Genomic DNA, 22068 nt, shown 5'->3' on the forward strand with positions numbered 1-22068 from the left:
ATATAATATTTCGATTATTTTAATCGTAAAGGTAATGATTTTTAGTGGTGTAGTGGGCAAAAAAAGCGTACTAAAATAGGAAAAACAGTGCTTTTTGTGTGCTTTTTGGCATGCATTGTAGGGGGGAGTTCAGTGGGTCATAGCAATTGAACATGAGGTAAAACGAATTAGTAGAACGCAAAAAAGGAAGACCATGTCTTCCTTTCCCTTATGAATAGCGTCAAAAATTACATCGCTTCGGCGACTACTTCTTCTACTTCGGGTACCATACGCTTCAATAAACCTTCAATTCCGGCTTTCAGCGTAATGGTTGACGATGGACATCCGCTGCATGATCCGCGTAACTCCACGGTAACAATGCCATTTTCGAAAGCTTTGTAGGCTATTGCTCCACCGTCTTGCTCCACGGCTGGGCGAACGTAATCGTGCAGCACCTGTTGGATTTTTACTTCCACTTCGGTACCTTCAAAATTGACATCCTCAGAGTGCTCTACAGGCTTTACCGATAGCTCTGATTCTACAGCTCCCTTAACGAAATCCTTTAATAGGGGCTCGATATCGGACCATTCTACACCTTCGGTCTTGGTGATCGTAACAAAGTTGCTTGCAAAGAATACACCCTCCACAAAGTTGAACTTGAACAGTTCTCTAGCGAAATCGGATTCCTGTGCTTTCTCTTTATTGGGGTAATCCAAACTTCCATTGATCAACAGCTTGTTGACCAAAAACTTCATAGTAGAAGGGTTGGGAGTGGATTCTGTATATACGTTGATCGTTGCCATGTTTTCTTATATAATGAACAAATATAAATCAAAAGTAGCTGTTGCTGGTCATCTTCACGTCAAAGCTTACAGGCTTACACCGGTGTAGTTGCTTGGCGATATGGCCTTTATTTCGTTTTTGATAGCTTCGGATACGTTTAGACCGTCCACAAATTGCGCAATGGTTTCTTGGGTGACATGTGTATTGGTTCGTGTGAGATCTTTCAACGCTTCATAGGGCTTAGGGTATCCCTCGCGACGAAGAATCGTTTGTATGGCTTCGGCCACAACAGCCCAGTTGTTTTCCAAATCAGCTTGCAACGCAGCCTCATTCAGTATGAGCTTACGCAATCCACGCAGAGCAGATTTGATAGCGATAAGGGTGTGTGCAAAGGGGACGCCGATATTACGAAGTACCGTGGAATCCGTTAAATCGCGCTGTAGACGCGAGATAGGAAGTTTAGCTGCCAAATGTTCAAAGAGTGCATTGGCCAAGCCTAAATTGCCTTCTGCATTTTCAAAGTCGATCGGATTCACCTTATGTGGCATGGCCGAGGAGCCGATTTGTCCTGCAGTGATCTTCTGTTTGAAATATTCCATGGAGATGTAGGTCCACATGTCACGACAAAGGTCGATCAAGATGTTATTTATGCGTTTGAAGCCATCACAGCTTGCCGCAAAATTATCATAATGTTCGATTTGGGTAGTGGTTTGTGAACGCGATAATCCCAACGCGTCGTTGACAAATGCATTCCCAAAAGATACCCAGTCCGTTTCTGGGTAGGCTACATGGTGCGCATTGAAATTGCCGGTGGCACCACCAAATTTGGCCGAGTAAGGAACTTGCTTTAGCCCATCAAGTTGTTTCTCTATACGTTCGATGAATACGTTCACTTCTTTGCCCAAGCGAGTCGGTGAAGCGGGCTGTCCGTGCGTGCGTGCTAGCATAGGAATGGCTGTCCACTGGGAAGAAAGATCCTTCAATTCTGTCAACAGCTCTTCGATTTGCGGAAGATACACGTTTTGGAAGGCCTCTTTCCAAGAGTAGGGGATCGCGGTATTATTGATATCCTGCGAGGTCAGTCCAAAATGTATAAACTCCAAGGAGTCATGTAGGCCAAGCTTCTCGAATTCGTGCTTCAAGAAATATTCAACGGCCTTGACATCGTGGTTGGTGATCTTCTCTTTATCCTTAATCCACTGCGCATCTTCAAGCGTGAAATTTTGATAGATTTGACGTAGTCGATCGTTGAGCGATCCATCGAAGTGTGCCAATTGGGGAATGCCCGATTGGGATAGTGCAATAAAATATTCTACCTCGACAAGCACGCGGTATTTAATCAATGCGAATTCTGAGAAGTAAGCAGAAAGGTCGCTCGTTGCGTTATAATAGCGTCCGTCTATAGGCGTGACAGCGGTTAAAGGCGATAAACTCATGATCAAAATGAAAATAAAAATATAACTATCTATGGCTATTTGTGCGGCGCCATTGAAACGCTGCGCCATAGCATTTGACAAAAATAAGAAAACTCGTGGACAAGGAGGTTAGAATAGCCGTATAAAAAGAAAACCCGCACTATAGTGCGGGTTTTAAAGTATCTTTAAATACGGTTCGGATTACTGAACGTTTTTCAAAGAATCAGCGATTGAATCACCAGTAGATTTTACTGAATCAGCAACGTTGTTCAAAGAATCAGCAACAGAGTCAGTAGAGTTCTGAACTTCAGTAGCCAAAGAATCAGCAGCTTCTTCTGATTTAGTTTCTGCACCACCACAAGCAGCGAAAGCGATAGTTAAAGCTAAACCTAAAAATCCGAATTTGAATAAATTTTTCATCTTTTAATCTTCTATTTTAATTGAAACAAATTTGTTTATTTATCCTTTTATACCGGTAACCTAAAAAGGTAACCCTACTTTCAGAAAAAAAATAAAAAAAAGTTGAACGCTTTGGTTTTCACTTCTTTAGCTTGTATTCTTTCGCTGAAAGCCGGGGCAAATATAAGACTGTTTTACTGAATTGCAACAATAAAAAACAATTTTCATAAAAAAAATGTTACAACTATATATAATACCGTGTTAAACCATGATAAAGAAGCTCAAAAATATTATTCAGTTATTGCGTTCTGTTGATCTGGAGCAGATCGAGAAGCTTTCGCAGAAGGTTGATTTGCCCGCTGTTATGAAGGCTGTTTCCAAGATGGAAGATAATCAGTTGAAAGGTTTGATGAAGATGTTAACCAGCTCGGGCAAGAAACGAGAGGCGCCACCCATCAATGCGGATTTCTATGCCGTAGAGGCTAAGCTATCGCCAGAAGATAGGGCATTGCAGCTGCGGGTGCGTGATTTTTTGGAAACAGAGATCAAGCCTATCGTCAACAAATATTGGCTGCACGACGAGTTTCCATTCGAAATCATTCCCAAATTGGCAGCGCTCAATGTCTGTGGCTATGTATATGAGGGCTATGGTTGTGCGGGAGGATCTTCCCTAATGGACGGAATCATCGCTGCTGAGTTTGGTCGGATAGACCCGTCTATAGCAACATTTTTAGGTGTGCAGAGTGGTTTGGCAATGGGGTCTATCTATACGTGCGGATCGGAGGAGCAAAAGCAGGAGTGGCTTCCGAAAATGCAACGTTTGGAGACGATCGGTGCGTTTGGGTTGACCGAGCCGGAAGTAGGGTCCGCCACAGCGGGAGGTTTGACTACCACCTGTAAAAAAACGGCCGAGGGTTGGGTTCTGAATGGACAAAAGAAGTGGATCGGAAATTCTACCTTTTCTGATATCACCATCATTTGGGCACGCGACCTAGACGATGGGCAGGTGAAAGGCTTTATCGTGCGCAAAGAAAATCCGGGCTTCGCCGTGGAAAAGATAAAGGGCAAGATGGCGCTCCGTATTGTGCAGAACGGTTTAATCACCCTAACGGACTGCCTTATCCCGGAGGCAGATCGTTTGCCGGAGGCAAATAGCTTTAAGGATACGGCAAAGGTACTTCAAATGACGCGTGCTGGCGTGGCTTGGATGGCTGTAGGATGTGCTCGCGGTGCCTACGAGAATGCGTTGGAGTATACGCTACAGCGAAAGCAATTTGGGAAACCTATTGCTTCCTTCCAGCTTATCCAAAACCATCTCGTGGAGATGCTCTCCAATTTGACAGCCATGCAAACCTTGGTATTCCGGCTCTCGGAGTTGCAGGACGAAGGCAAGCTCAAGGACGAGCATGCTTCTCTGGCGAAGGTCTTCTGTACGCTTCGTACGCGTGATATTGTTTCACGGGCACGTGAGGTAATGGGTGGTAATGGCATCTTGTTGGAATACAATGTGGCGCGCTTTTTAGCGGATGCGGAAGCTATCTATTCCTATGAGGGCACGAAAGAGATCAACTCGCTTATCGTGGGACGGAGTATTACAGGCTTTAGTGCCTTTGTTTAATAAAGTACAGGCTTTTGGATTTATGTATGCATTGTAGGCTTAGTTGGTATCATATTTGTTACAGGTTGGGCAGTAAATAACCTGATGTTTTAGAAAAATTAGTAACATGAATACCAAACACATTTTATTAAGCGCTTCTGTGCTCTTGATGAGCTCGGCCTCCTTTGCACAAATTAAGATTAACACCAAGTCGGTAGGCGCGGCAGCGAAAGCTGTTAAAGCGGTAACGCTATCAAATGAGGATGTCATAGCTTATACCAAGGAGTATGTCGAGTGGATGGATGAGAATAATCCGGTGGCGCCTGAAGATGATGAATTTGCTATCCGCTTAAAGAAGCTGACGGCAAACCTGCAGAATTACGATGGGCTAAACTTAAATTACAAAGTTTATCTAGTTAGAGATGTGAATGCCTTCGCTTGTGCAGATGGAAGCGTTCGGGTATGTGCCGGACTGATGCAGACGATGAGTGATAACGAGGTGTTAGGCGTGATAGGGCATGAGATCGGGCATGTGAAAAATACGGACTCGCGCGATGCGTTTAAATCTGCATTGATGACTTCTGCATTGAAAGATGGTGTTTCCTCGCAGGGAGGTGCCGCCGCTGCATTGTCAGATTCGCAATTGGGTGAGCTTGGCGAGCAAGTGGCAAATATGAGCTTCTCGCGCAAGCAGGAGAGTGCTGCAGACAACTATGGCTATCAATTTTTGAAAGATAACAAGGTGAACCCTTGGTATATGTCCATGGCCTTCGAGCGCTTGGTGGAGTTGTCCGGCGGAGCATCGGATGGTGGGATGACTAAGAAGCTTTTCTCTTCTCACCCTGATACACAGAAACGTGTGGATGAGATGGCACAGAAAGCTACAAAAGACGGATTTGAAAAACCTACAAAATAAGCGAGGCGAAAGGACTACGTCATTAAAAATAAGAAGAGCTCGGAAATTTCCGAGCTCTTCTTATTTTATCTGTTAGCAGGTTTACTTTTTCTTCTGCTGTGTGGCTTGCTGTTGGCGCATCATCTCTTCCATTTTTTGTTGGAACGATGATTTTTTCTGCACTTTCGGGTTCTTTTTGTTTGATTCGATTTTCGCGAGGATCTTTTCGTCGTCAACGAATTGACGGATAAGCACCTGCGTTAAGAACGTGAACACGGCTGCAAGGAAGTAGTAATAGTTCAAACCTGCAGGGAAGTTGTTCAATACAAAGAAGAAAATCAACGGCATAATATAACCAATGTATTTCATCTGGTTGTTTGCTGCACCCGAAGTGGAGTTGTTGTACCAAGTTGTCAATAATGTGGTTAAGGTCATCAACACGCACATCAAAGAAATGTGGTTGATACCAAAGATTGCCGGAAATGTGATTGCCGCATCGTAGGTAGACAAATCTTTGATCCATAGGAAGCTTTCGCCACGTAGTTCGAACAAGTTGGGGAAGAAGAAGAAGAAGGCAAGCGTAAATGGCATCTGTAGCACCAAGGGTAGACATCCACCCAATGGATTTACTCCGGCTTGCTTGTAGAGCTTCATCTGTTCTTGTTGCAAAAGCATGGGGTTATCTTCACCTACTTTTTCTTTGATTTCATCCAGTTGTGGTTTCAATACACGCATCTTGGCCATAGATTGGTAAGATTTGTATGTCAACGGGAACAATACCCCTTTGAGGAAGATGGTTAAGATTAAGATGATGATTCCATAGCTCAATGCAAACCCATCAAGAAAGTCGAAGATAGGCACGGTGATGAACTTATTGATCCAGCCCATTGGTCCCCAGCCCATGTTGATGATCTGCTGAAAATCGTTTCCTTGCGCTTTCAATACTTTGTACTGGTTCGGCCCAAAGAAGAAGTTGAAGGAATATTGGTTGTCTTTCTGTGCGGCAAATTCTAGATCGGCAGTAGCCTTATAGTGTTTGACAATTTTCGGGTTGGTATCCGAGTTGACCGCCAATTCCGTATTGGTCAACGGCTGGTTGGATGTCAATACCGCGGAGAAGAAATGTTGTTTGAAAGCGATCCAGTTAACCTTCTCTTCCAGTTTTTCCTTATCGTCGCTGCTCTCTGAAAGATGGTCTACATTCCCTGCCACCTCCTTAAAGAAGATCGTGGATTTTTCGCGTTCCGACTTACCGTTAAGTTCTTTTTGGAGCAGTGTGCTTTCCCAGTTTAGCGCAATGGCCCTAGTTTTTACATCCATGAGGTTTTGGATACCTACGGCTTTTACATCCAGCCCTAAGCTGTAGTCGTTGCCCTTGATGGAGTAGGTGTACTCCAAGTATTGCGTCTCGCTGTAGTTCAATCGGAAACTGATGGACTGCGCATTTTCACCGCTTACGGATACACTATTGGCCTGTGGAGTAAAGTTAAGGTTGCTGGTGTTGATGTTTTCACCATTGGCTTTAAAAACAAAACCGAAGTTGTTGTAGTTTTCTTCCAATACCATTAAAGGCTTGCCGTCGAAGTTCGTTTGCCCTTTCAGTTGTACTGATTTTATTTGTCCGCCTTTAGAGCTGATTTTGGCGATTAGTTTTTCGTTTTCCAAAGTCAACACTTGCTCCTGACCCAAGCGTCCAGCGCCGAATGGCTGGCTAAGCACGGCAGAAGAGTCAATGACGGCAGGTGTATTGGCCTTTACGCTGTCGACCAAGGGCGTTAATCCTTCTTTGGCTCTTTTAATTGAATCCTGAAGCTTTTGCTCCTGCTTTAATTCTTGTTCTGAAGGCTTCATTAAATAAAATGAGCCCGCCAAAATTCCAAAAATCAATACTAATCCAATCAGGGTATTTCTATCCATTTTTACTATTTTAATTTTCAAATTCTTACAATGCCAGTCGTTAGCCTTTTTTATTGGCTAAAGAAGCGGCTACAAAGCTAACAAAAAGTGGGTGAGGATTTGCTACCGTAGACTTTAATTCTGGATGAAATTGTCCTGCCACGAAGAAAGGGTGGTTTTTTAGCTCCACAATTTCCACTAAGCCCGTCTTGGGGTTGATGCCTGAGGCGACCATCCCTGCCTCTTCATATTGTTTAAGGTAAGCATTGTTGAATTCATAGCGATGTCTGTGTCTTTCGGAGATCTTCGACTTGCCATAAACACCAAATGCTTTGGATCCTTTTTTGATTTCGCAATCGTAGGCGCCCAAGCGCATCGTTCCGCCCATATTCTTAATGGTCTTCTGTTCTTCCATCAGGTTGATCACCGGGTGTGCGGTCTTCTCGTCCATTTCAAAACTGTTTGCGCCTTTGAGGCCGAGCACGTTTCTACCAAATTCGATAACCGAACATTGCATACCCAAACATATACCAAAGAATGGGATTTTGTTTTCGCGCACATACTGTATGGCAGCAAGCTTTCCTTCCAATCCGCGTTCGCCAAAGCCCGGAGCAACCAATACGCCGTGCAGATCCTTCAATTTCTCCTGCACGTTTTCATTGTTGACGCTTTCGGCAGCAATATACTTTACTTTGACCTTCGTTTCGTTGATCGCTCCGGCGTGGATAAAGGCTTCGGTGATGGATTTATAAGCATCGGGTAGCTCCACATATTTGCCGACAAGTCCAATCTGCACTTCGTTTGTTGGGTTTTTAAGCTTGCCCAAGAACGCTTTCCAGCTTTCCAGATCCGGCTCTTGTTTCGTCGACAATTTAAGCTTGGTCAAGGCCGTTTTGTCCAATTGCTCGCGAAGCATGTTCAGCGGAACATCATAGATCGTAGGGGCATCGATGGATTCCACTACGGCATTGATGTTTACATTACAGAATTGTGCAAGTTTCTTACGGATATCTTGGTTTAATTTATGCTCGGTACGGCATACCAAAATATCCGGTTGTATACCGTATTCCAAGAGGGTTTTGACCGAATGTTGTGTAGGTTTTGTTTTGAGTTCACCCGCGGCAGCAAGGTAGGGCACCAAGGTCAGGTGGATCACTAGCGAGTCGCTGTTGCCCAGTTCCCAACGTAGTTGTCTCACCGCTTCTATGAAAGGCAGCGATTCAATATCGCCCACGGTGCCGCCTAGCTCGGTGATGACGATGTCATACTCGCCGGTTTGCCCAAGCAACTGCATGCGTCGCTTGATTTCGTCGGTGATGTGCGGAACAACCTGTACCGTTTTTCCCAGATAGGCGCCAGCACGTTCCTGCTCGATCACATGTTGGTAAATACGTCCGGTGGTAACATTGTTTGCTTGAGAAGTGGCTACATTAAGGAAACGTTCGTAATGCCCAAGATCTAGATCCGTTTCTGCACCATCTTCGGTTACATAGCACTCGCCGTGTTCGTAAGGGTTTAATGTTCCTGGATCGATGTTGATGTAAGGGTCAAACTTTTGGATGGTCACTTTAAAACCGCGAGCTTGAAGAAGTTTGGCAAGCGATGCCGCAACAATGCCCTTTCCCAACGACGAGGTTACGCCGCCCGTAACGAAGATATATTTACTCATAGCAATAATGGAATTTCAACTATTTTGGGTCAAAATAAGGACCCTAAATCTGCTTTATGTACGGGATACAAAGATAGGTTTTTTTGGAGACTAACCGAAATTTAAAAATTGTTTATCTGTGGTCGTCGTTCGTCGGTTTTGCTGCATGGTTCGGTATCTTTTTTCCGCAAGATGCTTATGTCTAGCATCTTGCGGAAAAGTGGGCTATTTCAGTGCGCGCAACAACTGGATTGTGGCAGCGTCGAAGTCGGCTTCACCAAAAAGGGAGACGCCGGCGGCACCGTTATCCTTGGCGAGCAGGATGCCTGCTTTAAGCTCGTCGTGATTTTTGAAGTCCGGCAGGTAGAGCCCTGCGTATAAGGGGTATTTGCCTTTTAAGCTTTGTACGCCTTCGGCTACGGCTGTGCCTATCCAATGGATCGGTTCCTTGTAAAAACCGTGATATATCATCGGGAAAACGCCAGAGAGGTTCCAGCTCGGCCAGTCTTGACGCACGATTCTACGTGCCAGATCAGGTGTCGGGAATACGGCTGCGGTGACCGGTTTCTTGTATTCCTCGGCCGCTGTGCATATACGGTTCACGATTTTGGTGATCTGTCCGTAACGGAACGAACGCCAAGAAAGGCTTTGTTCCGGACGTTCGACCTTGTCGATATCGATGCCTGTTTCTTTTAGGAATGCGGCTTTGCTGAATTCGCTGTAGCAGAAATCGTAATCCGCCAATTCTGTCGATTGGTCGAGGTTGTAGTTTTGCCAGAGATTGACGGGTAACACCACGTCGGGGTAGCGAATATAGTCGAGGTGTAGTCCGTCGACATCCTCCTTGGCCAGTTGCTCGCGTGCTTTCTCCTCAAGATATTTCGGCACATCGGGATGCGATGGGCAAAGGAAGCGGTAGTAGCCCACGTATGGTGGATTGGTGGCACAGGATTTCCCCGAGCGGCTTACCGCGTAATACTCGGGATGTTGAGCCAGTAGATCTTTCTCGCCGCGGTTCATCGTCCACATCCAACGGTGTGTTTCTAGTCCATGTTCTTTCGCTATTTGGAAGTGGCGCGGATGGTAATCTTCAAAGAAGATACCGCGGACGCCTGCCTCTCGGTATTCTTTGTATCTTTTTTTTAATTGCGCCTCGCTGTCTTTCTCGTTAGGACGGGTCCAAAGCCAGACATCAAATAAAAGGGGGAGTGGGGTTTGCTGCGTTGCTGCATGCAGTGTTTTGCTGCCCACTTGAAGCGCGGCCAAGCTCAGGCCTGCGGCTTTGAGGAAGTTTCTTCTGCTATTCATGGTGTATATGGTAATTTCCGTGACTATCCAATGTGACGGTGGTCTGCGTGGCAGGGTCTGTCAACGTAAGTTTGTAAAAGGATTTAGCTTTGTTCAATAAAAACGAATGTTGTAATTTGCTGTTTTCCGCCTGTAGGATCTTGCTGTAGGAGGGTAGCAGGGATATCTTATCTGCAAACTGTTTATTCTGTCGTTGGTAGGCCTGCTGCAGGTAGAAGATGTTCCAAGCGGCTTTCTCTAGCGCGAATGTCGCTGGTAATGCAGGATTTCGCTCTTCCGCTTCCACAAACTTGATGAAGCCCCAGCGTTCTGGATGGTGCATATTGACCACACCTATCGGTGACCATACCCAGTTATCTTCCGGGATGAATCTATTGCCTTCTTTTTTGCGTTGGTAGGTTTGGTCTTGGACTTCATGTTGCCATTGTACACGCGAGAAATTGATGCGCCAGTAGCTGTTGGTTGCCGGCATTGCTTTGCGTGCGTAGCTGGTTAGCGAGCGAAAGGGGATAGCCATCTCGACGGTCCAGTACTTGTCGCTGTCTGTGGCATCATTGATGGTGCCTTCGACATGCACGGCCGATTGTAGGCCCTTGACATCCCAGTGCATCATCGCATCGCCTCCCAAGCGGTAGGCTTTGGGCATCATCAGATCCATAATGGTATTCAGCGCATTTACCTCGATTTCATAGTACAGGGCTTGGTCGTCAAAAGGCTTCACGAATACCTCAAAGTCGTTGTTGTGGTAAATGATGGCGTCGTGCTTACTGATGTCTCCCCACACATGTGGTTCTTCGAGTTGCGCATATATATATAGGTGTTCCTCGTCCCATAGCATTTTGATCTTGCTTTGGTATGCGGGTGCTTTTTTATGTTCGCCCTCGATATCAACGAAGGCGTTACTCCAGGCTGCCTGTTGCCAAGCGGCCTCGTCGGGCTTGCCATCGATGTGGATGGGGCTGTTGATCTTGGTAGCGGCATATACTTTTGGGGCCGACTGCATATATTGGACTTGATCCGGTGTTTGAGCCGATAAGCTGGATAGGGAGCATATAAAAGCGCTGCTGAGCGCAGGGAGTAAGTGTTTCATCATTTTCGAGGCTGAAAATACGTAATTACGCCTATAGAAAGCTAATGTAACATAAATTTTGTATTGATGGCAATCTGCTTTAATCGGCTATTAATTGTTAGGTGGCAGCTGCGTCAGTGCTGGAGCAAGGGCATAAAAAAAGCTTCTATGTCGAATAGAAGCTTTCTCGTATGTTTGAAGAAGTTAGCGAAATTAAACGCGTCTCGTTTTGATACGAGCAGCTTTACCAGTAAGGCCACGCAAATAGAATAATTTTGCACGACGCACTTTACCGTAGCTATTAACTTCGATTTTTTGAATGTTTGGCGAGTTTACAGGGAAAATACGTTCAACACCTACACCGTTAGACATTTTACGAACGGTAAAAGTAGCGTTAGCACCTTCGCTGTTTAACTGGATAACTACACCTTGGTACACCTGAACACGCTCTTTATTTCCTTCGCGAATTTTATAATGAACGCTGATGGTATCTCCGGCTTTGAAAGCGGGGTTTTCATTTTTTACTACCGCTTGTTCTTCTACAAATTTTACTAAATCCATGATTTTGAGTAATTATTAACGATTTATATCCTGTAAAAATCGGACTGCAATATTACAGCTTTTTTTTAAAATAAAAAAATACTTTTCAAATAATCTTCGCACTCTTTTACAAGTGCGTGCAAAGGTAGTGAAAATAAATATATAATGCAGATGAATTTTACTTTTTTTATTAGTCCCATCTTTTTGTCGCTGCCCCTGTTCGGTAATTTATCTCTCAATCAATGAACTCTTTAGCAAGGTGGCGTGAAAAAAAGCTTGACAGGAATAAAATATGCCGTATATTTGTGCCACACAAAACAAAGGTGATACCTTTTCGGGGTGTAGCGTAGCCCGGTATCGCGCCACATTTGGGATGTGGAGGTCGTAGGTTCGAATCCTGCCACCCCGACAACACTTACGATAAGTAAGATCCAAAACCCGCAAATCTCACGATTAAGCGGGTTTTTTTATTTTTTCCGAAGCAGAATCCTGCAAACAATATCAATAAAAATGTGAGCAATTAGGTGAGTAAATTTTAGCGTATGAAAATTATTCACCTCGCAATGCGATAAGCAGCGTCATAGTCTGATGCGGCGTGGGGACTTATAGTATGAAGTCTTTGTCTTCTACTCAGTCCCACGATTAGCTTTCTGTATTGCGAAGAGCCGTCAATAGATTTTGTCATTAAAAACAGAATATATATGGACACTAAAAATTTGAACACTTTCGGAATCCACTTTATTATCCGAAGTGCGAAAAGCCAGAAAAGTAAACTGGCATCAGTTTATGCCCGGATATCAGCCAACGGTCGGCGTGCGGAGATTTCTCTTAAGAGAAAAGTATCCCGGGATCAGTGGAGCGACTTAAAAGGCCGAGCGAAGGGCAGGAGCGAAGAAGTAGTAAAGCTTAATAACCATATCGATCGTATGCGGACATTGATAGCTGAAGCATATCATACCTTAGTTGAAAAAGGTAAGGTCGTTACAGTTGAAGCTATCAAAAATTCCATTGCTGGTAAGGATGACAGTTTTATGAGTCTTTGCGGCCTAATGGAGTACCACAATAGCGAATGTAGCGATACTTTAGCCCAAGGTACAATGAAAAACTATTATACAACACAACGGTATGTTAAGAGCTTCCTCAAAAGCTGCTATAACGGCGATATAGCACTTTCCGAACTAACTTATAAATTCATTATTGATTTCGAACGCTATTTACAGCGCTTTGAACCGCTTGATCATCACAAAAAGCTGGCGAATAACGGTGTGATGAAGCATATGGAGCGCTTGCGTAAAATGGTAAATTTGGCTGCGAGGTTTGATTGGATAGATAAAGATCCATTTTCGAAGTATAAACTTCATTTCAATAAAATAGAACGTGGGTATCTCACGCAAGAAGAGCTAAGCAAGATACAGGTCAAAGACTTTTATGTTGAACGTTTGCAGTCCGTTAAGGATATGTTCGTATTTTGCTGTTACACGGGGCTTACCTATGTCGATATGATGAACCTAACTGACGTTAATGTTATAAAAGGGATCGATGGCGGTTATTGGTTGAACACCCAGCGTAAAAAGACGGATACCTTGGTTAAGGTTCCACTACTTCCACACGCTTTAGCTCTAATCGAAAAATATCGAACCCACCCTAAAGCTTCCAATGAACAGCGATTGTTTCCCGTAATATCCAATCAGCGTATGAACGGATATCTAAAAGAGATTGCAGATATATGTGGGATTACAAAGAACTTGACCTTCCATCTTGCCAGACATACATTTGCTACCACCGTCACATTAAGCAATGGCGTTCCGATAGAATCCGTTAGCAGTATGTTGGGACATACGAGTATCAGAACTACACAGATTTATGCGAAGGTTATTGAAGAGAAGTTGAGTAAAGATATGTTCGATTTACGGAATAAGATGAAGATCATGTAAATTTTGTTGCATTATTTCAAGGGTTATATCTTGTCCATAGTAATTGTAGTACATACTTCCTTTGCGCTCGACGTTTATGCACTTGAATGGTGGTCTCTGATGTATTTTTAGATTTATTTAATGTTGAATAAATAGGAAGGCTTCATAATGACAATAATAATATTTGGAATGACCATTTTTTTGTTAACGCGTCTTAATAAAAATGTTAGTTCAGTGCAGTTATAGATGCGATTTAGGTTGTTAAATGAGCTATTAATGGCTGTAAAATAAGTGTTGCATTTCAAGTAGATCAATCCGCGGGAATGCCTCTTCCCGGGTGGGGTCTGTATATGCCAAGTTGTTACCGTTTTACGTGGATTGTTTTTCTCAATTACTTAACTGCCTCGCGTTGTGGTTATTGATTTCCTAACTCAGATTTCCATTACAGGTGTGTAATTCTTGCATAAGAATGTTTGCTTTTGCTTTTAAAACTTTTTGGCGAAATTTCCAAGTAGTTTTTTGATTTAGGTTATAACGTTTAGCCAACGAGACACTGGTAACACCTTCTTTTATCTTAATTATGTCGTAAAACATGGCCATAGCTTTACAAATATCGAACTTCAACTTATGGAAAATCGTGCCGCTTGTTACCGACTCGTCGTAACCACAATTCCTGCACCTACGACTATGAATCTTTTTACCTTTAATATAGCTTATTCCTTTGCATCGACTACAGTGAAAGCCTTCTGACCATTTCAGTTCAGAAAGAAATTTATAGCACAATCGGTTATCCTTTGAGAGGCGCACAAATATATCCAGATCCTCTTGTTTAAATAGTTTCATTTCTCATTAATTTGAATACAAAGTAAAAAAAAACACATTCAAAAACAACCATTTGCGACTTATATGGTTAATTGTATTTTAATTGTTGCATTGAATTATTTATCTTCATGGATGAGATTTAATTGTTAGCCGAATAAAAACAACGATACAAATATTGAATAAGTAAGCGAGTCCAAGTGAAAGTTTTAGAGATAAGTCTTAAAAGGCGATGATTGGAACGCTGTAAATACAATTAGGAAGAAAATTGAGTTTTTGGATATGATCCAATCCTAGCATTAGGAAAGAATCATGCTTGATCCTATTTTGAAAGTGAAAACATAACATTATGATTGGCTTAAAGCTGAATATTTTAAGTGCTAAAATCTTTATACTGAAGTTTAAAATTAACGCAATTAAGAGATTTCCATTTTTTAAAGAACAAAAGGAAAAATACTTATTTAAAAACCATTTTAACTTGCTAAATCGTATTAGTGTTTTTCAAGAAAAATGTTTCCAACAGCTATTCGGATCGTCTGCCAAAGGCATCCTCTTTGATACGCATAATGGAGCACTGATTTCCAATCCTTTAGACACTGAAATTAATCGCAGCTTGGGCTTTTATGGACAATACGATATGGGCAAAATTAATTTCTTGAAGAGATTAGTAAAAGATGATTTTAATATATATTTTCTAGGTGCTCATATTGGAACACTTTTGATACCATTGTCGAAAGTAGTGAATAGCGTTGTAGGTTTTGAAGCTAATCCAGCTACGTTTGAATATCTCAAATCTAACCTGAATCTAAATAAGGTTTCAAATGCTTCAATTTATAATTTAGGTGTTTATGATAAGCAAGGAACGACACTGTTTTATCAAAACAAAGCGAACACTGGAGGAAGTAAGATAAAGCCACACAACGATCATTTCATTTATAATTACGACAAACCAACTGAAACAATGGTTCAAACCATTTGTTTGGATGACTTCGTTGTAAATACGGGACTTCCTTATCCGGATATGATGATTGTCGATATAGAAGGAGCTGAGTATGCCGCACTAAAAATGTCAGCAACCTGTTTGTCACACTGTAAATATTTATACATTGAATTTGTGCCGCATCATTTGGCGAATGTTGCTAATGTTCATCTCAACGATTTCCTGTCGGTTATAACACCATTTTTCAACAGAATGATTTTAGTAAATTCTTCAAATGATGAGTTTAAAGGAGACGACATAAGTAACGTTTTAGCAAACTTATATTCAAGAGGTGTTTGTGTTGATTTATTATTTTTTAATCTATGAAAAGAGGATTTTCAGTCTTAATGCCGACCTACAACCAAGCAACTTTTATCAGGCGCGCAATATTAAGTTTGCAAAAACAAACATATACAAATTGGGAGCTTATCATCATAAATGATGGTTCTACAGACGATACACTTTTTTTTATTTCCGATTTATTGGATGATAACAAAATAAGATACATTAATAATGAGGTTAATATGGGTTTGGGATATGCCCTTAACAAAGGATTAGAAGCTGCAAGATACGACTACATAGCCTACCTGCCTTCAGATGATTTTTATTATGAAAATCATTTGAAAACTTTAATGGAAAGATTTACAGCATATGCTGAAGCTATATTAATTTATAGTGGCTTTCGGTATTTTATAAATGATACCATGGTTAATATCCCTAATACCGAATCGATGGGATTAAAAGAAGACCAGCCTCTGCAGTTAGTTCAAACCGCACACAAGAAAACCGTAGATAGATGGTTAGAGCGAGACGAATGGGTAACCGACAGTATGTTTGATATGTATTGGTCGAAACTTATCAACAAAGGAAGTTTTGTTCCTACAAAAACTATCTCTTGCTTCTGGACAGACCATCCACATCAAAGGCATAAAATAATCGGTGAGCGATTTGGAGGAGGGTTAAATCAATATAGGTCCTTTTATCAGATTAAAACACCCGTAAAGATGAAAACGTCAAAGTACAAGTTTATCGATGAAGAAAAATTATATAGAAACTTTAGAGCTCACCGGAGCAATGGCAGTCCAAATTCGTTAAAGATTTTGATCGTAGGAGAACTAGCATATAACTCTGAGCGAATTTATGCTCTTGAACAAGAAGGTCATAAATTGTATGGCTTATGGTCCAAACCGGAACTTACTTTTAACACCGTGGGACCGTTGCCCTTCGGGAATGTCACAGACCTTCCACACGAAGATTATGAAAAAAGCATTATAGAAATACAGCCAGATATTATATATGGCCTCCTTAATTTTGTAGCTGTTCCATTAGCTTATGAAGTTCGTAAAAAGTTTCCTGATATACCGTTTGTCTGGCATTTCAAGGAGAGTCCTTCTGTTTGTTTACGAAAAGGAACATGGGATAAGTTGATTTACTTGTTTGCATACGCAGATGGCAAGATTTATTTAAATCAAGAGACACAAGATTGGATCGAAACGTTTATTCCAAAAGCGGGCTTAAGCTTGCTATTAGATGGAGACATTCCAAAAGGTGACTTTTTCGAAAAAAAGACTTCTAAAAAGCTTTCTGCAAGCGATGGTCATATACACACCCTAGTGACGGGTAGAATGGTTGGGATTACTCCAGAGGATATGCGTGTGCTTGCTGCTCATGACATTCATTTGCATCTATATACAGAAAATTATCATAATTCAAGAGAAGGATTAAATAGTGCTATGAAATCAGTAGCACCAGATCATTTCCACACTCATCCACATGTTAATCTTCATAATTGGACTGAGGAGTTTTCAAAATACGATGCTGGCTGGCTTCACAGTATAGAGAGTAAAAACAACGGGAATATCTTTGATGTATCTTGGGATGATTTAAATATTCCGGCCCGCACGAGTACCTACGCTGCGGCAGGACTACCACTTATTTTAAAAGATAATTCCGAGCATATCGTAGCTATACAGTCTAAGATCGACGAGCTTGGGTATGGAGTGCTTTTTAATAAAATCGAGGATTTGATTGTTCAGCTTAAAGATGAAAAGTTTATGTCAAAATTAACAAAGAATGCAAAAAAAGCAAGTGTTCTTTTTACTTTCGATCATTACGCGCCTCGTCTAACTAGTTTTTTTCATAGTGTTATTAAATATAAACTAGATGAGAGAAGTAATTACTAAAATAGCTAATCATCTAGTGATGGCTGAAGGTCATATCTCAAATATCGGTTTGGGAGGAGGAAAGATGGGCATTGCTTTTTCTTTGTATCACGCATCACGGATAGTAGGATTTAAGTCATATAGTGATTTAGCGGATAATTTGATTGAATTCATCTTTCATGAACTAAAAAACTGTCAAGACTCTTCATTCTTTAACGGAATAGGTGGAATCACCATGGGGTTAAGTAGTCTGATTAATGATAAATTTATTGAACCTGAGTCGAGTGATGTGTTCATCGATATGGATAGAAAAATGTACTTAGAATCAAGGCAGAGAAATATTAATGATTTTGTATCGGACTTTTCCGTGTTTTCCTTTGGATTGTATCTACTCAACCGAACTGCGACGACAAATTTGAAGTTGAAAATGGGGGTACCTTTAGATGACGCAATGATGCTAGCTTTAACTATTTGTGAGGAAATGTACGCTCAAAAGTTCGTTTTTGATGCAAAGAGCATCACCTACACAAATTCTGTTTTATATTTTTTGATTAAAATAAATGCAAATCAAGCTCATTATGAAAAGGCTAACGCGTTAATTGAGTTGATTGTTGCTAAGATAATTATAGCGATCAATATTGATCAAAAATTGATACATCTATTGGGGACTACACTGGAAATAGCGAAATCAATTGATAGTACAAATACGATCTCAAATGCATTGCATCAAAAGGTCGAAAAACTCTCCAAAAGCATAGTAAAGTTCGATCACAAAGGCGCCTTAGAAATAGATCTTGCTAAATCGTGGGAAGGACTTTTATTCTATCCGTTTTACAATTATAATTTACACAATACAAATATTAATGACTGGATCTGCAGCATGGATTTATTTTCAGACAAGAACATGTTAGTCAACGCAGATGTACAAAGTCTAATATTGTGCGGATTATATAACAGCAAAAATAATTACCATCAAAAGTTAATTAGCCTGTAACTGGCTAACAAGTAAGGACATTTAAATTTTCAGAATTACTAAATAAAAATTAACAAAACGCTCTATAATTATGCAGAAAATACCCAAAATTATTCATCAGATATGGTCAGGAGTAGATGGACCTCTCCCTAAAGAGTTTAAGACCTTAGGCGAAACGTGGAAGCGGGACTATCCTGATTGGGAATATTGTTATTGGGACAATAAAAAGATGATTGAATTTGTAAAAAGCGAGTATCCTGAACATTGGTATGTTTATCAGAAATATCCTTTTAATGTACAACGATGGGATGCTATACGGTATTTGATTTTAGAAAAGATCGGAGGCATGTATGTGGATTTTGATTATGAATCTATGCGGTCTATGGAAGAAATATTAGATAATAAAACTTGTTGCTTTTCTCTTGAGAAAGACGCCGGCGGTTTATTTAGAGTGTTCAATAACGCAATGATGATGAGTACTCCTAATCATCCGTTTATGCACAAGATTGTTAAATTTGTCTTTTCTAGAACAACCTTAATACCACAATACACCAGTAAGAACTTAACTATCTTTAATACTACTGGTCCATATGCGCTAATTCGCCTGTACGAGACATTGACACCAACGGAAAAGCAAGATGTTTATCTTATTCCAGCACATTTTGTCTCACCATTCACGGGACTTGAGGCGGAGGAAATTCGACTTGGGGTCGAGAATCAAGAGTTGGAAGATTGCCTAGATGACGCATATGCTGTACATTATTACGTGAGTAATTGGGCGAAAACCAATAATTGAAAACCGCTGTTAAATTGTAGAGATGTCCTACCTATTATATATTATGAGAACAACTTTATTGATACTGTTTTTTCTATCTGCTAACGTTTTGTTATACGCGCAGATAAATCGCAATTACGAACAAGAGCTCTTTAGTTTATTGCAGAATGGAAAGAACTTTGAAGCACGAGAATTTAAAGTAAAGTATAAAGATCAGTTACCTCCAAATAAAGCGCTCGAATTATTGTTTAACATGCATATGTCTTTAGCATTTAACCAATCTGATAGCACCATCATTTATTTCGAAGAATTTATTAGTAATCCAGATTATGGGCGCAACGTAGCTCCACTAGTCGGCGTATACTATTTTCGACTGTGTGAGACTTACGAAGGAAAGCAACAATTTGATAAGGCAATTTTAACGATGGAACGACGTATCGATAATTTGAAGCTGAATCCTTATTCACTACCTACTGAGGTCATTGTAAAAGAATTAAGCGAAGCAGAAAATAAAATATCCTCACTTAAATATAAACTTCAGTTTGAGCCGATAAGGAGAGTTATTTCGGATGGTAGAAATACGCAGATTAACCTAAAAGATGGTTCATATATCCGATTTGATGCACAGTACAATGGACATACTGTTGAAACTTTTTTTGACACTGGTATTAGCGACTTCTGTATTATGGAGAAAACGATCGCTGATGAAATAGGTGTGAAATATAAGTCTAATCAGAATGGTGATTACATGTTAAAGGGTAGAAGTATAAAAGCCAATGAGGGTTTTATCGACAGTATCGAATTAAAAGGTGTCAAACTTTTTAATATTCCCGTCTTGGTATTAGCAGATAAGTTCACGTCTTATTTACCGAGCAACATAAATCCTAACTTAAGACAAAATTTAGAACAAGACCTGCTGAAGAGCAGACAGGTTTTGTGTGGTCTAGCAGTAATGAAACTGATTGGTAAAATTGAAATTGATTGGAAATCGAATACGCTAACGTTTTTAAAAAAAGACGATCACAGGCCTGCTGCTAGCAAATGGATATCCAATCTTATGCTTGTGAAAAATGGAGCATACCTAAATATGCAAATAAATAAAACCGACTTTATTGGTTTCCTAGATTTAGCGGGTGATTATTATCTGTTTTTGACATACCCTTATTTTTTTGAGTCAAATAGTGATTATATAAGGCACGATACTCAAAAGCCGCCATTCTCACGTATAGGATTTTTTGAGGTTCAAGAAAATATAGAGCGTTATAGAGTGAATAAACCCGTAATAGATTTTGACGGGCGAACGATCGACATCATAAAGTACCAAAAGGATATATATACCGTGGCTGGAAATAATAATTTCGATGGTCTAGTTGGGCTTAAATTTTTTAAAAATACGTTCTCTAAAACGATCATAGATTTTAGTTCAATGACTATTAGATGCGAAGATTAAAAAAACATGAATTAATTACTAATATCTATTTATGAAAATTTACTTATTGCTATTGCTGCTATGCCTATTTAATGCTTCTTTTGGACAGGTAGAGCGTAACTACGCGCAAGATCTTTATCACTTATTGGAAGGTGGGCGATATTTTGAAGCAAAGGAGTTTAAGTCGAATCATCAAAATCAATTTAAACCGTATGAGCAAGTTGTAGAATTAGTGTACAATATGCATATGTCCCAGGCATTTAACAAGCCGGACAGTTCGATCATCTATTTCGAAGAGTTTTTAGGTAACCCATATTATGTTCGAAATATAGGGCCTGCTGTAGGGCAATTTTACGTCCGTTTATGCGAAACCTATGAAAGCAAGCAATATTTTGAAAAAGCCATTTCTACTGTTCAACGGCACATTAATTATTTGAACGAAAATCCATATTCTTTGCCCGCTGAATTAATCAAAAAAGAGGTTGAAGATGCTCAAAGAAAGATATCCTCGCTGGATATTAAACTTCGGGACGAGCGTAAAAGAGGTGCACGACGCCTCAGCAAAGACACCAAGATTGAGCTTAAAGACAATGCGCACATTCGATTTGATGCACGATATAATGGCCATGTGGTAGAAACCTTTTTTGATACGGGAGTAACGGAGTTCTGCATGATGGAAAAAGAATTGGCGGACGAATTAGGTGTAAAATATAATGCGCACCAAAGCAGCCAAAACACATTAAACGGCAAACCTGTAAATGGTATTGAGGGGTATATTGACAGTATTGAAATAGGCGGAATAACACTTTTCAACATACCTGTAGTTGCGCTAATCGATAAATTTGCCGCAAACCTCGGGAGTAATATAAATCACGATCTCCGACAGACATTGGAGCATGACCTTCTTAAAAGCAGACAAGTTCTTTTTGGGCTTCCCACTATGAAGATGTTAGGTCGATTTGAATTTGATTGGAAATCAAATACGCTAGTCATTCCACGCTTAAAGGAGTCTATTGTCAGAAGTTCAGATGCTAATATGATGTTGTATGGAAAGGCCCTTTACATACATATGGATGTCAACGACACAGATTATATTGGTCACTTGGATTTAGGTGCTGATCTATATTTGTATTTAACGTATCCATTTTTTTTTAAGTCAAATAGTGTTTATATAAAAAATGATCCTCAAAAGCGACCTTACATAGGCACCGGGTTTTTAGGCGTCCAGGAAAATGTGGAACGACAACGACTAGACAAGCCGAGAATATATGTGGATGGACGAAGCATTGATAGCTCTAAACCCCAGAGGGAAGTTTACGCTGTAGAGGGGATCAATACTTTTGATGGCCTTGTTGGCGTGAAATTTTTTAAAAATAGCTTTTCTAAAACGGTCGTTGATTTTAGTACGATGACTATAGAATGTGAAGATTGAAAAAGATAGACTATTATGCTTTGTTTACTTTAATAATTATATCACTAAAAAATCAAA

Annotated in this window: 18 protein-coding genes and 1 tRNA gene; 10 read left to right on the forward strand and 9 right to left on the reverse strand. The window is 40.6% G+C overall.

Annotation, left to right across the window (positions count from 1 at the left end):
• Positions 1–227: 227 nt before the first annotated feature.
• From SCB77_RS15950 to SCB77_RS15960, 3 genes are all read right to left on the reverse strand, one after another.
• On the reverse strand, positions 228–782 hold the full coding sequence (locus SCB77_RS15950; RefSeq protein WP_320182991.1) for a NifU family protein: 555 nt from the start codon (positions 780–782) through the stop codon (positions 228–230).
• 66 nt (positions 783–848) lie between these two features.
• Positions 849–2198 (reverse strand): adenylosuccinate lyase, encoded by a 1350-nt coding sequence (purB, locus tag SCB77_RS15955; RefSeq protein WP_320186635.1) that lies wholly within the window; start codon positions 2196–2198, stop codon positions 849–851.
• A gap of 180 nt (positions 2199–2378) precedes the next feature.
• Entirely contained in the window at positions 2379–2597 is a 219-nt protein-coding gene (locus SCB77_RS15960) for a hypothetical protein (RefSeq protein WP_320182992.1), read from the reverse strand.
• 247 nt (positions 2598–2844) lie between these two features.
• On the opposite strand from SCB77_RS15960, the gene SCB77_RS15965 reads away from it, so the two are divergent.
• Positions 2845–4194 carry an acyl-CoA dehydrogenase family protein gene (locus tag SCB77_RS15965; protein WP_320182993.1) on the forward strand — a complete coding sequence of 450 codons (1350 nt, stop codon included), beginning with the start codon at positions 2845–2847 and terminating at the stop codon, positions 4192–4194.
• A 106-nt stretch (positions 4195–4300) separates the two neighbouring features.
• Entirely contained in the window at positions 4301–5089 is a 789-nt protein-coding gene (locus SCB77_RS15970; RefSeq protein WP_320182994.1) for a M48 family metallopeptidase, read from the forward strand.
• Positions 5090–5170: 81 nt separating this feature from the next.
• Here SCB77_RS15970 and yidC read toward each other — a convergent pair whose 3' ends face one another.
• The 5 genes from yidC to rplS form a co-directional block, all read right to left on the reverse strand.
• Positions 5171–6985 carry a membrane protein insertase YidC gene (gene yidC, locus SCB77_RS15975; RefSeq protein WP_320182995.1) on the reverse strand — a complete coding sequence of 605 codons (1815 nt, stop codon included), beginning with the start codon at positions 6983–6985 and terminating at the stop codon, positions 5171–5173.
• A gap of 40 nt (positions 6986–7025) precedes the next feature.
• Positions 7026–8633 carry a CTP synthase gene (locus SCB77_RS15980; protein ID WP_320182996.1) on the reverse strand — a complete coding sequence of 536 codons (1608 nt, stop codon included), beginning with the start codon at positions 8631–8633 and terminating at the stop codon, positions 7026–7028.
• A 204-nt stretch (positions 8634–8837) separates the two neighbouring features.
• Positions 8838–9920 carry a family 10 glycosylhydrolase gene (locus SCB77_RS15985; RefSeq protein ID WP_320182997.1) on the reverse strand — a complete coding sequence of 361 codons (1083 nt, stop codon included), beginning with the start codon at positions 9918–9920 and terminating at the stop codon, positions 8838–8840.
• Entirely contained in the window at positions 9913–11013 is a 1101-nt protein-coding gene (locus SCB77_RS15990) for a carbohydrate-binding family 9-like protein (protein WP_320182998.1), read from the reverse strand. Before SCB77_RS15990 ends, SCB77_RS15985 begins: the two co-directional genes overlap by 8 nt.
• Positions 11014–11202: 189 nt before the next feature.
• Positions 11203–11550 (reverse strand): 50S ribosomal protein L19, encoded by a 348-nt coding sequence (rplS, locus tag SCB77_RS15995; RefSeq protein WP_320182999.1) that lies wholly within the window; start codon positions 11548–11550, stop codon positions 11203–11205.
• Between the two features lie 314 nt (positions 11551–11864).
• Between rplS and SCB77_RS16000 the strand changes: the two genes are divergently transcribed.
• Together SCB77_RS16000 and SCB77_RS16005 are read left to right on the forward strand one after the other, a co-directional pair.
• Positions 11865–11938: transfer RNA gene (locus SCB77_RS16000), tRNA-Pro, on the forward strand.
• A 292-nt stretch (positions 11939–12230) separates the two neighbouring features.
• Positions 12231–13463 (forward strand): site-specific integrase, encoded by a 1233-nt coding sequence (locus SCB77_RS16005; RefSeq protein WP_320183000.1) that lies wholly within the window; start codon positions 12231–12233, stop codon positions 13461–13463.
• A 405-nt stretch (positions 13464–13868) separates the two neighbouring features.
• On the opposite strand, the gene SCB77_RS23175 is transcribed toward SCB77_RS16005, so the two are convergent.
• Positions 13869–14285: a transposase gene (locus tag SCB77_RS23175; RefSeq protein WP_380935984.1), complete on the reverse strand. Its 417-nt coding sequence runs from the start codon at positions 14283–14285 to the stop codon at positions 13869–13871.
• Between the two features lie 325 nt (positions 14286–14610).
• On the opposite strand from SCB77_RS23175, the gene SCB77_RS16010 reads away from it, so the two are divergent.
• The 6 genes from SCB77_RS16010 to SCB77_RS16035 all read left to right on the forward strand — a co-directional run bounded on the left by SCB77_RS16010 (position 14611) and on the right by SCB77_RS16035 (position 22011).
• Positions 14611–15567, forward strand: a complete 957-nt coding sequence (locus tag SCB77_RS16010; RefSeq protein ID WP_320183001.1) for an FkbM family methyltransferase — start codon at positions 14611–14613, stop codon at positions 15565–15567.
• On the forward strand, positions 15564–17423 hold the full coding sequence (locus SCB77_RS16015; protein WP_320183002.1) for a glycosyltransferase family 2 protein: 1860 nt from the start codon (positions 15564–15566) through the stop codon (positions 17421–17423). Before SCB77_RS16010 ends, SCB77_RS16015 begins: the two co-directional genes overlap by 4 nt.
• Positions 17404–18396 carry a lanthionine synthetase LanC family protein gene (locus SCB77_RS16020; protein ID WP_320183003.1) on the forward strand — a complete coding sequence of 331 codons (993 nt, stop codon included), beginning with the start codon at positions 17404–17406 and terminating at the stop codon, positions 18394–18396. Before SCB77_RS16015 ends, SCB77_RS16020 begins: the two co-directional genes overlap by 20 nt.
• A 70-nt stretch (positions 18397–18466) precedes the next feature.
• Entirely contained in the window at positions 18467–19171 is a 705-nt protein-coding gene (locus tag SCB77_RS16025; protein WP_320183004.1) for a glycosyltransferase family 32 protein, read from the forward strand.
• A gap of 43 nt (positions 19172–19214) precedes the next feature.
• Positions 19215–20600, forward strand: coding sequence for an aspartyl protease family protein (locus SCB77_RS16030; protein WP_320183005.1), 1386 nt, complete (start codon positions 19215–19217; stop codon positions 20598–20600).
• Between the two features lie 31 nt (positions 20601–20631).
• The gene (locus SCB77_RS16035) at positions 20632–22011 is read left to right on the forward strand and encodes a retropepsin-like aspartic protease (protein WP_320183006.1); all 1380 of its coding nucleotides are present in this window, start codon (positions 20632–20634) and stop codon (positions 22009–22011) included.
• Positions 22012–22068: the final 57 nt, after the last annotated feature.

This window comes from Sphingobacterium bambusae, from assembly GCF_033955345.1.
Lineage (GTDB): Bacteria > Bacteroidota > Bacteroidia > Sphingobacteriales > Sphingobacteriaceae > Sphingobacterium > Sphingobacterium bambusae.

What these genes read in the sequence shown, in the direction of transcription:
- SCB77_RS15950 (WP_320182991.1), bottom strand. Translation starts at nt 782, where the DNA reads ATGGCAACGATCAACGTATATACAGAATCCACTCCCAACCCTTCTACT.
- purB (WP_320186635.1), bottom strand. Translation starts at nt 2,198, where the DNA reads ATGAGTTTATCGCCTTTAACCGCTGTCACGCCTATAGACGGACGCTAT.
- SCB77_RS15960 (WP_320182992.1), bottom strand. Translation starts at nt 2,597, where the DNA reads ATGAAAAATTTATTCAAATTCGGATTTTTAGGTTTAGCTTTAACTATC.
- SCB77_RS15965 (WP_320182993.1), top strand. Translation starts at nt 2,845, where the DNA reads ATGATAAAGAAGCTCAAAAATATTATTCAGTTATTGCGTTCTGTTGAT.
- SCB77_RS15970 (WP_320182994.1), top strand. Translation starts at nt 4,301, where the DNA reads ATGAATACCAAACACATTTTATTAAGCGCTTCTGTGCTCTTGATGAGC.
- yidC (WP_320182995.1), bottom strand. Translation starts at nt 6,985, where the DNA reads ATGGATAGAAATACCCTGATTGGATTAGTATTGATTTTTGGAATTTTG.
- SCB77_RS15980 (WP_320182996.1), bottom strand. Translation starts at nt 8,633, where the DNA reads ATGAGTAAATATATCTTCGTTACGGGCGGCGTAACCTCGTCGTTGGGA.
- SCB77_RS15985 (WP_320182997.1), bottom strand. Translation starts at nt 9,920, where the DNA reads ATGAATAGCAGAAGAAACTTCCTCAAAGCCGCAGGCCTGAGCTTGGCC.
- SCB77_RS15990 (WP_320182998.1), bottom strand. Translation starts at nt 11,013, where the DNA reads ATGATGAAACACTTACTCCCTGCGCTCAGCAGCGCTTTTATATGCTCC.
- rplS (WP_320182999.1), bottom strand. Translation starts at nt 11,550, where the DNA reads ATGGATTTAGTAAAATTTGTAGAAGAACAAGCGGTAGTAAAAAATGAA.
- SCB77_RS16005 (WP_320183000.1), top strand. Translation starts at nt 12,231, where the DNA reads ATGGACACTAAAAATTTGAACACTTTCGGAATCCACTTTATTATCCGA.
- SCB77_RS23175 (WP_380935984.1), bottom strand. Translation starts at nt 14,285, where the DNA reads ATGAAACTATTTAAACAAGAGGATCTGGATATATTTGTGCGCCTCTCA.
- SCB77_RS16010 (WP_320183001.1), top strand. Translation starts at nt 14,611, where the DNA reads ATGATTGGCTTAAAGCTGAATATTTTAAGTGCTAAAATCTTTATACTG.
- SCB77_RS16015 (WP_320183002.1), top strand. Translation starts at nt 15,564, where the DNA reads ATGAAAAGAGGATTTTCAGTCTTAATGCCGACCTACAACCAAGCAACT.
- SCB77_RS16020 (WP_320183003.1), top strand. Translation starts at nt 17,404, where the DNA reads ATGAGAGAAGTAATTACTAAAATAGCTAATCATCTAGTGATGGCTGAA.
- SCB77_RS16025 (WP_320183004.1), top strand. Translation starts at nt 18,467, where the DNA reads ATGCAGAAAATACCCAAAATTATTCATCAGATATGGTCAGGAGTAGAT.
- SCB77_RS16030 (WP_320183005.1), top strand. Translation starts at nt 19,215, where the DNA reads ATGAGAACAACTTTATTGATACTGTTTTTTCTATCTGCTAACGTTTTG.
- SCB77_RS16035 (WP_320183006.1), top strand. Translation starts at nt 20,632, where the DNA reads ATGAAAATTTACTTATTGCTATTGCTGCTATGCCTATTTAATGCTTCT.